8 protein-coding genes are annotated in these 15,882 nt (G+C 42.0%); 7 read left to right on the plus strand and 1 reads right to left on the minus strand.

Annotation, left to right across the window (positions count from 1 at the left end):
* Positions 1 to 9 precede the first annotated feature (9 nt).
* The 7 genes from ACTJKG_RS18760 to ACTJKG_RS18790 all read left to right on the plus strand — a co-directional run bounded on the left by ACTJKG_RS18760 (position 10) and on the right by ACTJKG_RS18790 (position 14,001).
* Positions 10 to 1,572, plus strand: coding sequence for a RagB/SusD family nutrient uptake outer membrane protein (locus tag ACTJKG_RS18760; protein WP_172337221.1), 1,563 nt, complete (start codon positions 10 to 12; stop codon positions 1,570 to 1,572).
* Between the two features lie 299 nt (positions 1,573 to 1,871).
* Positions 1,872 to 6,023, plus strand: coding sequence for a hybrid sensor histidine kinase/response regulator transcription factor (locus ACTJKG_RS18765; RefSeq protein WP_440740116.1), 4,152 nt, complete (start codon positions 1,872 to 1,874; stop codon positions 6,021 to 6,023).
* Between the two features lie 460 nt (positions 6,024 to 6,483).
* Positions 6,484 to 8,637: a glycoside hydrolase family 3 C-terminal domain-containing protein gene (locus ACTJKG_RS18770; RefSeq protein WP_253952289.1), complete on the plus strand. Its 2,154-nt coding sequence runs from the start codon at positions 6,484 to 6,486 to the stop codon at positions 8,635 to 8,637.
* Between the two features lie 20 nt (positions 8,638 to 8,657).
* A complete protein-coding gene (locus tag ACTJKG_RS18775; RefSeq protein WP_440740117.1) occupies positions 8,658 to 11,066 on the plus strand; it encodes a glycoside hydrolase family 2 TIM barrel-domain containing protein in 2,409 nt (802 codons plus the stop codon).
* A gap of 110 nt (positions 11,067 to 11,176) precedes the next feature.
* The gene (locus ACTJKG_RS18780) at positions 11,177 to 11,455 is read left to right on the plus strand and encodes a hypothetical protein (protein ID WP_172337217.1); all 279 of its coding nucleotides are present in this window, start codon (positions 11,177 to 11,179) and stop codon (positions 11,453 to 11,455) included.
* Positions 11,456 to 11,468: 13 nt separating this feature from the next.
* Entirely contained in the window at positions 11,469 to 12,980 is a 1,512-nt protein-coding gene (locus tag ACTJKG_RS18785) for an alpha-L-fucosidase (protein WP_440740118.1), read from the plus strand.
* Positions 12,981 to 13,098: 118 nt separating this feature from the next.
* Positions 13,099 to 14,001, plus strand: coding sequence for an alpha/beta hydrolase (locus ACTJKG_RS18790; protein WP_172337216.1), 903 nt, complete (start codon positions 13,099 to 13,101; stop codon positions 13,999 to 14,001).
* Positions 14,002 to 14,405: 404 nt separating this feature from the next.
* On the opposite strand, the gene ACTJKG_RS18795 is transcribed toward ACTJKG_RS18790, so the two are convergent.
* Positions 14,406 to 15,863 (minus strand): cellulase family glycosylhydrolase, encoded by a 1,458-nt coding sequence (locus tag ACTJKG_RS18795; protein WP_172337215.1) that lies wholly within the window; start codon positions 15,861 to 15,863, stop codon positions 14,406 to 14,408.
* Positions 15,864 to 15,882: the final 19 nt, after the last annotated feature.

Below are 15,882 nucleotides of genomic sequence, written 5' to 3' on the forward strand. Positions count from 1 at the left end.
CTTACGATTATGAATCTTTACAATAAGTATATAGTCATGCTGATCATGTTATCAGTCATGCTGGCATCCTGTAAAAAAAGTTCATTGAACCTTAATCCGCCCGATAAAATATCTACACAGAATTTCTGGAAAACTGAAAGCGATGCAGATCTTGCTTTGACAGGATGTTACAACTTTCTATACGCTCAGGGAGGAAGCTATTCAACTTCGCAGTACCAGGTTGTGGCCTGGGATAATTTTAGTGATAACTCTTATGGGCAATATAACTACAGCGGTGGAACAAGTGCGCTATCTTCAGGGCTATCAGCTGGTGTTTTTGATACCTATAATCTTTATCAATCATCATACTATGTTAATAATTACAGGGCCATAGCTTCCATTAATTATTTCTTGGCTAATGTAGATAGGGTGCTTACCGGTGATAAATTAAAACAGTACAAAGCCGAAGGGTATTTTCTCCGGGCCTTTAATTATTATTGGCTTGCCGTTTTGTACGGCAATGTTATCATCACCACAGCAGATCCATATACCCTTGATTACACGAAGCATATGGCCAAGTCAACCAGGGCCGATGTTTTAAAGTTGGTTGAGGCCGACCTGGACCTGGCAATAGCCGGTTTGCCGGATGTTGCATACAGCAGCGGGCATGCGGTTAAGGGTACCGCGCAGGGATATAAAGTTAGGGCTTTGTTGTTCGAGAAGAAGTATACAGAGGCCGCCACCCTCGCCAATCAAATTATAACCGGTGCAAAATTCTCTTTGAGTAATTCTTACCCGGGTAACTTCTATAAACCGGCTCAAAACAACAGCCCTGAGATCATGTTTTCGGTGAAATACCAACTGCCGAACCTCTCTCATCAGGATAATGGCATCAGCGTTTCTTTGCTGCGCTGGAAAGGTGAACTGGGTACGCAGGACCTGGTTAATGAATATGAAGCTGCGGATGGTAAAGACACCATCAACTCCGCCGTTTATGTAAAGGGAAAACCCTATGATAACAGGGACCCGCGGATGCGGATGACCCTGTTTTTTCCTGGCGATACAAAAGCCCAGGGCTGGCCATTTACAGGATCTTATGCCGTGGGTACTCCTGGGAAAGATTCATGGATTGTGGGTTATTATCCTGTCAAAAAATGGCTTGATCCTGCATTGGTTGATCCTGACTACGGAACAAAAGGCGATAATGACTTTGTCTTACTTCGTTATGCTGATGTTTTGCTGATGTATGCGGAAGCTCAAAATGAAGCCGCAGGACCCGATGCAAGTGTTTACAGTGCGATAAATTTGGTACGAGCACGGGTTAATATGCCGGCATTACCCGCTGGTTTGTCACAGGCGCAGTTGCGTGAAAAAATTCGTCACGAACGGCGTGTGGAGTTTGCCATGGAGGGAATCCGCTACTTCGACCTGAGAAGATGGGGTATAGCAACACAGAAGCTCAACGGCTTTGTCCAAAATCCGTTATTTCCGTCGGTAAAAACAAAATATGCTGATAATTATGATTTCTGGCCCATTCCCCAACCGGAGATTGACAGAAATGCGCCCGAGCTTGTGCAAAATCCTGGGTATTAGCATCTATATTTATTATTACTATCACACAAGGGGACAGTCTTATTTTAAGACATCCCTTTGTGATAATAACAGATTTGTTTTACCAGCAAAGCTATTTACCAGTACTTTAACGACTTTAATAGTAGGTTTAATTTTTTATGAATAGGGATCAATGCAATTATCTCCATATCATTCAATGGTTTGAAATTATATATCCTGGATTTGATATTTACGAATCCATATCTGAAAGATCTTCCGTAAATTACAGATAACCTATTCTTTTAATTGAGTATTATGAATACCCCGATCGTCCAAAATCTATGAGATATAAAGTATCATTAAGCTTTTTTGTCCTTCTATTGACCATTCCTGCTGTTTTTGCACAAAATAGTAAATATCAGTTCTCGCAGTTGAATAGAAGCAATGGTTTATCACACAATCAGGTTAACTGCATTTTTAAAGATTCCGAAGGTTTTATGTGGTTTGGTACTGCATCTGGTCTTAACCGCTACGATGGCTACAGCTTTAAAGTATTTAAACACGATACTCATGATAAAAGGTCTCTTCTCGACGACTTTATAACCAATATTTTTGAAGGTCCGGGCAAAAAGCTATGGATATCAACTCGTAGCGGATATTGTTTTTATGATCGCGAAACGGAACAGTTTACTAGTGATATGGAGTTAATGGCTAATACTTTAAAACTTCCGGTTTATCCTGCCGTTTCAAAAATAACCCACAGCGGGAAAAGCGACTTTTGGTTTGTATGTCCAGACTCTGGTCTTTACCGGTATAATGAATCAAGCAGGACAACCACACGGTATGATCATCGTTCCGGTACATCTTTATATTCAAGTCTTATCGCAGACATCAGCCAGGATGCGGCCGGTAATATATGGTTGATATACCGGAATGGCTTCGTCGAACGCTTTGATGTTAAGCGCAATACGGTTTCCTATCGAACTGATATTTTCGCTAAGACGATCAATAACAAGGACGGATACTACGCATTGACCATTGATAAGAATAACGATTTATGGTTATACAGCCCTAACTCGGATTTAGGTATCTATTATTATAGCCCTGCTAGCGGGGTTTTTCGGCATATTGATAAAGAATCTGTAGGTGCCAAACTTAAGTCCAATATCATCACTAATGTTATTCAAGCTGATGATGACCTGATATGGATAGCTACAGATCATGGCGGCATAAATATTCTGGATAAAAAAGCTTTCACGATCAGCTATTTATTGAACCGTGATGATGATGCCAAGTCACTTAGTCAGAACAGTGTGAATCTTTATAAAGATGAGACAGGCATTATATGGGCCGGCACGTTTAAGCAGGGGGTCAGTTATTATCATAAAAATATAATCAGGTTCCCGCTTTACCGACACTTTGATTCGGATCCCGGAAGTTTACCTTTTGAAGACGTCAATAAATTTGTTGAAGATAAAAACGGCAATTTGTGGGTCGGTACAAATGGCGGGGGGCTGATTTACTTTAATCGTAAAACGGGCAGTTTTAAGCAATATAAATACGACGCGGGGAATCCCAACAGCCTCAGTAATGATATTATCGTAAGTTTATGTATAGACCATGATCAAAAATTATGGATAGGCACCTATTTCGGCGGGCTGGATTGTTTTGACGGGAAAAAATTTATTCATTATAAACATGATGATAAGATAGCCGGAAGCATTGCTGATAACCGGGTATGGAGCATTCTTGAAGATTCTTCGCATAAGTTATGGATAGGAACATTTGCCGCGGGGATTCAAATATTTGACAGGAAGAAAGAAATGTTTTACCATCCCTTTTCGCAAACTGACATCAGGAGTCCTTACGTGTCCTCAATTTTTGAGGATAGGAAGGGAAATATTTGGGTGGGAGGGTATTCTGGCATAGATATACTTATCAAAAACACAGGAAAGGTTATTCATTGTAGCACAAATAAGAATGATACAACCAGTTTAGTTAGCAATAATATAAATGGTATCAGCCAAGACAGTCGTGGTTTGATTTGGATAGCAACTCGGGAAGGATTGAGTATATTGAATCCGGAAACCCGGATTATTAGATCGTTAACGAAGCGAAGTGGTTTACCTGACAATGCGGTACTTGATATATTGGAGGATAATCGGGGGAAAATCTGGTTAAGTACAGCCAACGGATTGTGTAGGATAACGGTGAGCACTAATAAAACTGCTTATTCTTTCAGCTTTGAAAATTTCGACGAAACGGATGGACTACAGGGCCGGGAGTTCAATATGTATGCAGCCCTCAAAACCGGTAAGGGGGAATTGATTTTTGGCGGGGGGCATGGTTTTAATATTTTCGACCCCCTAAGTATACATGCCAATGTCAATAAGCCGAAATTGATTTTTACCGATTTCCTACTGTTTAATAAAAGCATAGTGGCTAACGAAGAGTTTAATGGACATGTGGTATTATCAAAAGCAATTTCGGCAACCCGTGAAATGACATTGAATCATAGCGAAAATGTTTTTACCATCGAATTTGCCGCGCTGAACTTTTTCAACCCCAATAAGGTCAAGCATCAATATATGATGGAGGGTTTTGACAAGGACTGGCTTGATGCGGATAACACTACGCGCAAGGCGACCTATACCAATCTTGACGGCGGCGATTATATTTTTAAAGTGCGGGCGATAAGTCAGGAGGGAAGATGGGATCCGGATTATATATCGTTAAAAGTTAAAGTGCTGCCTCCTTTTTGGAAATCCACACTAGCTTATATTATTTACTTATTGCTCATTATTGGCATTCTTTTTTTGATGCGCCGGCGGGGAATAAAAAAAATAAAGAGACAATTTGCGGTTGAAAAAGAAAAACAAGAAGCCAAACTGTTGATCGAGCACGAACGCCAGGAGGCCCGGCGTATGCATGAACTTGATATGATGAAAATTAAGTTTTTTACCAACGTAAGCCATGAATTCAGAACCCCCTTATCATTGATCATAGCCCCGGTTGATAAAATTTTGAAGCAAACAGAAGACACTGAACAAAAGTATCAATTGCAACTGGTGAACCGTAACGCGAAACGCTTATTGAATATGGTAAACCAGTTGCTTGATTTCCGGAAAATGGAAGTACAGGAGCTCCGGCTGCATGCCCTGAGCGGTGACATTATCGGTTTCATCAAAGAAATGGCGTATTCTTTCTCTGACATTGCAGAGAAAAAACAAATCCGGTTTATGTTTGATTCGGAAGTTGAAAAGCTGGTGATCAATTTTGATCATGATAAGATAGAGCGAATCATATTTAACCTGCTTTCCAATGCATTTAAATTTACACCCGAGGGCGGGTATGTAAGCGTTTTACTCACAGTACTTGAAAAAGCGCCTGAGAAGCATTTGCTGGAGATCAAGATCATTGATACAGGTATTGGGATCCCATTGGATAAGCAGGAAAAGATCTTTGAACGCTTTTTTCAGAATGATATACCCGACTCTATGGTTAATCAGGGCAGTGGTATAGGTTTGTCAATCACCAGGGAGTTTGTAAGTCTGCATAACGGCGAAATATCAGTAGAGAGCGAACCAGGGCAAGGCACCTATTTTACCATCTTGTTGCCTGTTGATTTAGCTACAGAAGTAGCAGAACAAATACCTTCTAACAAGGGAGGTATACCGGAGCCTGCCAATGCCGGAAATGAAGGATGGATTCAACCCGCAACTGGTTTGGCTAAAAAACTCACAGTTTTATTAGTTGAGGATAACGAAGATTTTCGTTTTTATTTGAAAGACAATCTAAATGAAACTTTTCAAATTATTGAGGCTTCCAACGGTAAGGAAGGCTGGCAAAAAGCCTTAGCCCTGCATCCTAACCTCGTAGTTACCGATATTAGCATGCCCGAAATGAGCGGTATTGATCTTTGCCGAAAAATACGGAATGACAAACGCACATCACATATACCTGTTGTATTACTTACCGCGATAACCGGGGAGGAGCAGCAATTGGAGGGGCTTGAGACAGGTGCCAATGACTATCTGACCAAGCCTTTCAATTTTGAGATCCTCTTGTCGAAACTGAAAAACATACTGGCTATACAGGAGGATATGCGCAAAACTTATCAAAAGCAGCTTGATGTTAAGCCAACGGATGTGGGGACCGACTCGTTTGATGAAGCGTTTATCAAAAAGGCAGTACAACTTATTGAGAAGAACATTGACAATGCCGACTTCTCAGTAGAGGAACTGAGCAGTGAGTTATGTGTAAGCCGCGTTACACTCTATAAAAGAGCCCTGGCATTAACAGGAAAATCACCGGTAGAGCTCATCCGATCTATTCGTTTAAAACGTGCGGCTCAATTGCTGGAGAATCCACACTTAACCATATCACGGATATCATATAAAGTTGGTTTTAAAAGCAAGAAGTATTTTGTACGATCCTTTAAGGCCGAATTTAATTGCCTCCCGTCCGCGTATATCGGTAATAAAAATAAATAACGTTTTACAAATGCTAAGGCTTATTCATACTTTAAAGACCCTGCTTTTCCAGAATTCTTTTACCTCCAGATTTGCCCGAAGTTGATGTTTTGTATTTTAAAATACTGAAAATAAGTTTAATAATTGAGTTTAACATTTGTGCCCCTATTTGTAAACAATCGATTGCGCGGCGCATCATAATTTTATCCCGATAAACCCATAACAGTTACAATCAATTTTTTTGTTACCCATTTAATTAATATTATGTTAAAATGAAGTACTATAGTTTATTTCCACTATTTTTTCGATGGCTTTATCAGCGAAAGCACCTGTCGAATCAGTCAGGTCTCATCGGAGCCCTGCACCTATGGATTCATTATTGAGATCTATCATTTTTAAAAGCAACATCGTCAGGGGTAAAAGAATCGGCTGTTGCGATTACAGCTGAATAATGCTAATCAATAAATCTAAAATCATACTTATGAAATATACAATTGCCTGTGTTATGGTGCTTTTTCTGGCTGGCAGTGTTTCTGCGCAGCACAAAAGTGAGGCAGCCCTTAAGGCGAAGATCAACAGCATCATCAAAAAAATGACACTCGAAGAAAAAATAGAAATGTTGCATGGCAATGCTTTATTTTCTTCGGCGGGCGTACCCCGTTTAGGTATCCCGGAACTGACATGTGATGACGGGCCATTAGGAGTACGTGAAGAAATAAAACGTTTTGATTGGGCTTCGGCTAATTGGACAACCGATTCTGCCATGTTCCTACCCAATGGTTCGGCGATAGCGGCCACCTGGAACCCGGTTATGGCCCATCAATACGGGGTAGTTATAGGCGAGGAAGCGAATGCCCGTAAAAAGAATGTGATGCTTGCACCTGCGTTTAATATTTGCAGGATGCCCCTTTGCGGCCGTACTTATGAGTATTATTCTGAAGATCCGTATCTGAACAGCCAACTGGCCGTTCAATCTGTAAAAGGAATCCAAAGCCAGCACGTAGCGGCCTGCATAAAACATTTTGCCGCCAATAACCAGGAACTTAACCGCGACAGTGTAAATACGATTGTTGATGAAAGAGCTTTACGCGAAATCTATCTCCCTGCATTTAAAGCGGCGGTGGAGCAAGGTAATGCTTACATTGTGATGTCGGCCTACAATAAGTTGAATGGTTACTGGTGTTCCGAAAATGATTTTTTATTAAACAAGGTACTGAAAAATGAATGGGGTTTTAAAGGCGTGGTTATGTCAGACTGGGCCGGAACACATCATACCGTTGCAGCCGCAAACAATGGGTTGGACATTGAAATGGGATCAAGCGGGCCATATGATCAATGGTACTTTGCCAAGCCTTTGCTTGCCGCAGTTAAAGCGGGTAAGGTTTCGGTAAAAACGATTGACGATAAAGTGAGCCGGATCTTATGGCTCATGTATCACACCTCCATGAGTGCCCAGCATCCCAAAGGATCTATCGCCACTCCAGAACATGCGAAAATCGCTTATGATATTGCGTCAGAATCTATCGTTCTACTAAAAAACGACAATCATTTATTGCCTTTGAAAAATGTAATCAAAAGCATTGCTGTTATCGGAGATAATGCGGTACGTACATTCGCTTTGGGTGGTTATGGTGCAGGTGTAAAGGCCAGGTATGAGGTTACTGCATTGGATGGCATCAAATCAAGATTCGGCAAAACAGCCAGTATTAGCTTTGCCCAGGGTTACAGGGCTAATTACCTGGCAAGCAGAACCGATGAGCAAAACCGTGGCTATGATCAGCCCGATCAGAACCTGATTGATAATGCTATAGCGCTTGCAAAGGCCAGCGATGTAGCTATTTTATGTATCGGCTCAAACCGTGAATATGAGAGTGAAGGCCATGATCGCAAAAGCCTGGAACTGCCTTTTGGAGAGCAAGCCCTGGTTAATGCGGTGAGCGCCGTTAATCCAAATACCGTTATTGTTGTTATGGCAGGCGCTCCGTACGATCTGAATGAAATTAAAAAATCAAATCATACCGTTGTCTGGTCATGGTTTAACGGATCAGAGGCTGGTAACGCACTTGCTGATGTATTAAAAGGTATAATCAATCCGTCGGGCAAGCTGCCATTTACCTTTCCGGTTTCGTTACATGATTCACCTGCATTTAATATGGATACCTATCCGGGTAAGGGCCTGACAGCCGACTATAAAGAAGGTATACTGGTTGGATATCGCTGGTATGATACAAAAAACATAGAACCGGAATTTCCCTTTGGTTATGGTCTTTCTTATACTGATTTTTCCTTTAACAATTTTTCTGCAGACAAATCAAGCTATAAAAAAGATGAAACGATCCGTGTAAAATTTACCGTCAAAAATATAGGTAGCAGTTACGGCGCCGAAGTTGTGCAATTATATGTAAGCGACCCGGTTTGTTCGGTATTGCGCCCTGAGAAAGAACTTAAAGGTTTTAAAAAAGTATTTCTAAAACCAGGCGAAGCAAGAACGGTGGAAATACAGGTAAAAGTTGCCGACCTTGCATTTTATGATGAATCAAAAAAAGCATGGAATGCGGAGGCCGGCGAGTATATCCTGGAGTTAGGTAATTCATCCCGTCATATTGTTCAGAAGGTAAAAATTGCGGTTAAGTAACGGGTTAAAATACATCAATTATGAGAGTAATAACTATGGCCTTCTTGCTTTTAGCAGGCAATATGTTAAGTTTCGCACAAACTCGGAGTGATACTAAGCAGAAACAATTGTTTGATTACAATTGGAAATTTAAGCTGGGCGATGATTCACTGGCCAGGTTCAGAGGTTTCAGCGATACCGGCTGGCGTAACCTTGATCTGCCGCACGATTGGAGTATTGAAGGAAAGATAAATCCTAAAAACCCAACGGGTGGCGCTGGCGGTTATTTTCCGGCGGGCATAGCCTGGTACAGAAAAACCTTCAAAGCCCCCCGCGAGTGGAAAGGCAAAAGTATTTCCGTTTATTTTGAGGGTGTCTACATGAATTCCGAGGTATTTATCAATGGGAAATCACTTGGTGTTCGCCCTTATGGTTATTCTTCATTCAGTTATGATCTTTCAACATACCTGGATTTTAGCAAAGAAAATGTGGTAGCTGTGCGTGTAGATAATTCGCGGCAAATAAACAGCAGGTGGTACAGTGGTTCAGGGATTTATCGCCATGTTTGGATGAAGATTTATAATCCCATACATATAGCCGATTGGGGAGTTGCGGTTTCAACCCCGGAGGTATCCTCAAAACAGGCCTCTGTTCAGGTTAAAGCTACGATAAAGAATGAAACTGACTTTTCGCAAAGGATCGCCATTAAGACACGGTTATTGTCCGGATCAGCGAAAGATGCCGGAAATAATTCCGAAACGATAGAATTACCGGCTCATCAGGCAAAGGAAATCACACAAACTATAAAAGTAGCAAAGCCCTTATTGTGGGCACCAGAAAATCCTCATTTATACCGGGCTCAAATTCAAGTATCAAAGGGTAATGATATTATGGACGAAACAAAGACCGCTTTTGGTATCCGATCTTTAAAGTTTACCGCTGAGCATGGTTTCCAGCTTAACGGCAAAACTGTTAAGCTAAGCGGCGGATGCGTGCATCACGACAATGGTTGCCTGGGTGCCGCGGCTTTTGACCGGGCCGAAGAACGGAAAGTTGAGTTGTTAAAGGCCGCCGGGTTTAATGCGGTGAGAACTTCCCATAATCCCCCGTCCGAAGCTTTTTTAGACGCTTGTGACAGGTTAGGCTTATTGGTTATCGACGAGGCTTTTGATGGCTGGAGAGGTGGTAAAAACAAGTACGATTATTCCATATATTTTGACCGTTGGTGGAAACGTGATCTGGAAACAATGGTGCTGCGTGACAGGAATCACCCATCAATTTTCATGTGGAGTATTGGCAATGAAGTATCGGAAAGAAAAACACTCGAAGCAGTGGTCACTGCCAAAATGCTTGCGGGTGCGGTTAAAAATATAGACACGACAAGACCGGTTACATCGGCTATCGTTACCTGGGGTAATGAGTGGGAGTCTTTTGATCCGCTTATGGCTGTTCATGACGTTTGCGGATATAATTATCAGTTACAAAGTGCCCCGGCCGATCATAAAAGAATCCCTTCCCGCATTATTGTTCAGACCGAATCCTACCCCCGGGATGCGTTTGCTAACTGGAAATTAGTGCAGAATTACAGTTACATTATCGGTGATTTTGTATGGTCGGCAATTGATTATCTGGGTGAATCAGGAATAGGTCGCTCATATTATTCGGGCGAAGTGCCCGGAGAAAACTGGGAAAATGATTTTTTCCCCTGGCATGCTGCTTATTGCGGTGATATAGATTTAACCGGATGGAGAAAACCTATATCACATTACCGAAGCTTGCTGTACAATGATAAGGAGATGCTATATATGGCTGTTCGCGAACCAAATCCGGAGCCATTGGAAATCAAAGAGACCAGATGGTCTGTATGGCCGACTTGGGAAAGCTGGACATGGCCAGGTTTTGAGGGGAGGAATATTGATGTAGAAGTATATTCAAAATACTCCAAAGTAAGACTTTATCTCAACGGCAAACTTCTCGGTGAAAAACCGACAACCGAAGAACAGGAATTTAAAGCTACTTTCTCCGTGCCTTATACTCCTGGAAACCTTAAGGTAGTTGGTGTTGAAAATGATAAAGAAACGGAATCGTTTATTCTCCAAACTGCCGGTATTGCGGCAAAAATCAAACTTATTGCCGATCGTAAAGAGATATTGGCTAATGGGCAGAATCTATCGTATGTGAGAATTGAAATAACAGATAAAAACGGCATAATTCAATCGAACGCCACCAATCGTTTGCATTTTAAGATTGACGGACCGGGTACAATAGCTGGGGTTGACAATGCCGATATCAAAGACGTTGACTCATATGCAGGCAACTCACGTAAGGTATGGCACGGGAGTGCGATGATCGTTATCAGGAGCACGCATAATACTGGTGATATTAAACTTACGGTTAGTTCGACGGATTTATCTGATGCAACTCTAACGGTTAAAGCACTGGCATATTGATACGTCGGAAACGGGCAGGGGACACACCAATTATTAATATATAAAAAAATAACAATGAATGCCAGCCATACGAGGCTAAAATCGATATAAATATAAACAGAATAAAATATATGTCAATTCCTGTTCTGCTGCTATTTAGCTTTTTAGTCGATAATCTCACCGGGACGCTTTCACTTGAACAAGGTCCTGAAGCACCGGAAGGGGGGCATGGCAAGATTTATATAGATAACAACCATATACTTTATTTAATTTTAACTGGCAAGGTCCAGATCATCAATCCTAAACATTCCTCCAAAAGTATATTACTTGATAAAGACAATGTTAGAAGTTTTTCGCTCGAACCCTATAAACCCGAGTTTATGGAACAGCGAATTTTCAATTACCTATAAATAGCTAACTAAAATGATGACTAAACTGAAAAGAATTTTTACACTCAACCTGATCCTGTCGACGTTCACTTTGGTGCTGTATGGGCAGGAACTGCCCATAAACAACGGCCCGTACAAGCCTTCGGACACTTCTTTTAAACAATACCAATATCCGGCTTGGTTCAGAGATGCCAAGTTTGGCATTTGGGCACATTGGGGACCGCAAGCTGTACCCCGTCAGGGTGATTGGTATGCCCGGAATATGTACATCCAGGGCAGCGAACAATATAAATATCATGTTGCACATTACGGGCACCCGTCAAAGTTTGGTTACAAGGACATCATACCTTTATGGAAGGCTGAAAAATGGGACCCTGCGAAATTGATGGCGCTATATAAAAAGGCAGGCGCAAAATACTTTGTTAGCATGGGCACCCATCATGATAATTTCTTTTTATGGAACTCTTCACTACACCGCTGGAATGCTGTACAAATGGGACCCCATAAAGATGTGGTTGGCATTTGGCAAAAGGAAGCTAAGAAGAATGGCCTTAAATTTGGTGTGTCGGAGCATTTGGGAGCAAGCTTTACCTGGTATCAACCAGCACATAGCGCTGACACCTCCGGCGTTTATAAGGGGGGTCCATATGACGCTAATGACCCCCGTTATGCTGATTTATACCACCCGAAAGCAAAATCAGATGACCGCGGCTGGTATACTACGGATCCGGAATGGCAGCGTACCTGGTATAAGTCCATTAAAGAACTGGTAGATACTTATCACCCCGACCTGCTTTATTCAGATGGTGGGTTCCCCTTTGGGGATGTTGGCAGGAACGTGCTAGCCAATTTTTATAACGGAAATATCGCCTACAACAATGGCCAGCTCACTGCTGTGTATAACTGCAAGCAACCTTCGCAAGGTATGTGGGTACAAGATCTTGAAAGAGGCGTTCAGGATTCCATCAGCCCGTATCCATGGCAAACTGATACGTCTATTGGCGATTGGTTTTACCGCACCGGCCAAACCTACAAAAGTGGTACCGATATTATACGGATGTTGGTAGATATAGTAAGTAAAAATGGAAACCTGCTAATAAATATTGTGCAAACACCGGAAGGAGATCTGGAGCCTGATATGTTAAATGCACTTGACGAGATAGGCAAGTGGACGGCGGCCAATGGTGAGGGTATTTATGGATCCCGCCCATGGAAAATATTTGGAGAGCGCCCCGAAAAGGCAGCAAAAGTTAAATCCGATAATTTTAATGAATACCGGTTAAAATACACTGCAGAAGATATCCGATTCACATGTAATGGCAATAAATTGTATGCTTTTTTACTTGACACACCCACCTCAGATATTCGAATCAAGTCGCTCGGGAGAACCTCCGGTATCAACAAGACAAAGATACGCTCAGTGAAGCTTTTGGGCAGTAAGGAAAAGATACAATGGCGCCAGGAAGCAGATATGCTGGTGATCAAAAAGCCTGTAAACTTACCTGACTGGAAGGTATCTGGTTTTAGGATCGAACTTGCTGATTAAAAAAGCACTGGATAACCCATAACTCATGATGAAGATATAAATTAAATACTTCCGTATAAAGGCACATCGTGCATTGTTAAACAGAGGCTATAAAGCCGATAACTAATTAGAAAAAAATATGAAAATGTTTGCCCTGATATTAATATTTAGTGGTTGGCTTGCGCATTCATTTGCACAGGAACCTATGCCACTTTACCCCAGTGGTATTCCCAATTCGAAACCTACGCCCGCGACTTATAGGGAAAAGCTTAACGAATGGGGTGGGATAGCCAAAGTATCCATTCCCACGCTTACACCTTATTTAATAAAGGACGGCGCGATGCATACAGCAGTGTTAGTGATTCCAGGAGGCGGTTATTCAGGTGTTGCTATGGGCCATGAGGGGGAGGCCATAGCAAGTGCTTTTAATAAGATAGGAATAATTGCATTTGTATTGAAATACCGACTACCCAGTGACAGCATTATGGTTGACAAAACCATTGGCCCGCTGCAGGATGCGCAGTCGGCATTATGTATGATTCGCAAAAATGCGAAGCTATGGAATATAGATCCGGCAAAGGTAGGTGTGATCGGATTCTCTGCGGGTGGGCACCTGGCATCAACCTTGGGTACACATTTTGATAAGCCTGCAATAAAGCACAATGGTAATATCAGCCTCCGCCCTGATTTTATGGCATTGATATACCCGGTTATCAGCTTCGGCACATTTGCGCATATAGGGTCACGCGATAACCTGATCGGTAACAAACCGTCGCCACAATTTATCGACCTTTATAGTAATGAAAAGCAAGTTACCGCCGCGACACCCCCAACTTTCCTGGTGCATGCTGAAGACGATAATGTTGTTCCTGTTCAAAACACGCTATTGTTTTACGACGCATTGTTACAGAATAAGGTAAGGGGAGAAATGCATATCTACGCAGGCGGCGGCCATGGTTTTGGTTTGTACAATTCAACTACCCACGATTACTGGTTTGAGAGGTTGAAAGAATGGATGGGGGCTAATGGCTGGCTGAAATAATCATGAATATCAACAAAACCAGGAATAGCTGTAAAGAGGTTTCGGGTTTTGTTAGTGAAAGCTTCTTCCGGCCATCCACCCAACGAATTTGTTGAGCTGAGCTAACCGTTAGAAATGACCGCTTTAAAACAAAAAGGGGACTAAATCATAAATTAGATTGCCCCCTGATGTTATGTTTACCCATTAAGTATAATTTAACCGATAATAATATTATGCAAAAGGTGGGTTTGCACGCGAGAAAGAATACACAATTGATGGTTAATATGTAATAATGTTAACCATCAATTGTGTAAACCATGTAAATCCACTTTGTTAATGAAGCTGATTTTCTCCAACGCTTTACGTTGCTAAAGCAGCTGATAAAAAAGAGGCTGATCATGATTTTATGATGCAGCCTCTTTCAACTAATTTGCGCCCTGTTTGATAGCGGTTATCGTGCGCTGATCTTTTACGGTATAATTTCTTCTGTCCAAAGCACCGCCTGTGTCCCAGAAAAATGGTAGCATGCCGGTTGTTTTTGCTCGTTTGGTAACATAGGTATTCCAATAATCCACCGCATCCTCATGTGTTGGTAAATCCAAAGGAACATGTGCTGTGTTGTCACGCCTGTAGGCGCCGTACTCACCTAAAAGAACGGGAATTCCTTTGTCGACGAATTTTGTCTTCATTCTATTGAAAGAGGCGTCTACATCACTTTCTTCACCCCAGGTAGCGTTGCGGTCGGGTTCAATGGTCGAGTGGTGCCCTGCACCCCAGTAATAAAACATTTTGCCCCAGCTTGCGTCATTATCCAGGAGGCAGCAGAACTGAAATGGCGAGTAGTAATGCACCTCAACCATCAGCCTGGCTGTCGCCTGGTCCTGCGGAAGGGATGTCATAAAATCACTTGTTTTTTCCATATTAGTAGAAGGGCCCTGAAGTACCAATACACGGTAGGCATTTTTACCACCGGTTGATCGGACCGCGTTAATAAAGGTTTGATGATAGGTAGAAAGTATTGCTGTTGCCGCGGCGTCATCTGCAGCTGGCTCATTGGCGCTGGCAAACATGAGATGTTCATCAAAATCTCTCATAGCTGTTGCAATTTGTTCCCAGAGTGCTTTTTGTTTAGCGTTAACGGAATCCTGTTTTACCTGGGTAACATGGTTTTCAAGCCAGCCGCCATCCCAGTGAATATTCAGTAATACGTACATATCATTATTTACACAATACCCGACTACTTCTTTTACCCTTTTTAGCCAGTTGGGATCTATTTGTGCAGTTGCCTGATTACTTAAATGCCCCATATTCCAGGCGCATGGAAGACGTATGGCATTAAATCCCTGTTGCTTTACAAATTTGATGTAATCTTCTGTAATAAGCGGGTTCCCCCAACCTGTTTCACCCCCTGAAGCTTCGAGGGTATTACCAATATTCCATCCTAACTTGATCTTAGCGGCAAGCTGAACGGCGTTACTGCTCATGCCGGTCGCATCGGCAGCTTTTGGCGAAGTATTGTAATTAGGAAAGAGGTTAGATGTTTGAGAAACTTTCAAACTTCTTGCCTGGCCATTGGAAGAGTTTATCGTTAAGATACTTGACCGTGTTGATCCTGTACCGTTTTCAGATAGCGTTGTTAAGTGAATGACCATATTGCCGCTGCTGCCGGATGTGGTGCTTAATTTTAGCCAGGCAAAACCGGGATTAACGATGTTCCATGTCGCGTTGCATGCAATGGAAAAATCCTGGGTTCCACCTTCGGGTGCAAAAGTTAACGTAGCCTGACTGACGTTTAATTCCGGCGATGCACTACTTGTTTTTTTACAGGAAAGGAGAGATATGATTGTAATCGATATGAATATTTTAAAAAACAGATTTTTCATTTTTATAATGCTTGGTGAT

Origin of the sequence: Mucilaginibacter sp. 22184, from assembly GCF_052045695.1 — a bacterium.
GTDB lineage: Bacteria > Bacteroidota > Bacteroidia > Sphingobacteriales > Sphingobacteriaceae > Mucilaginibacter.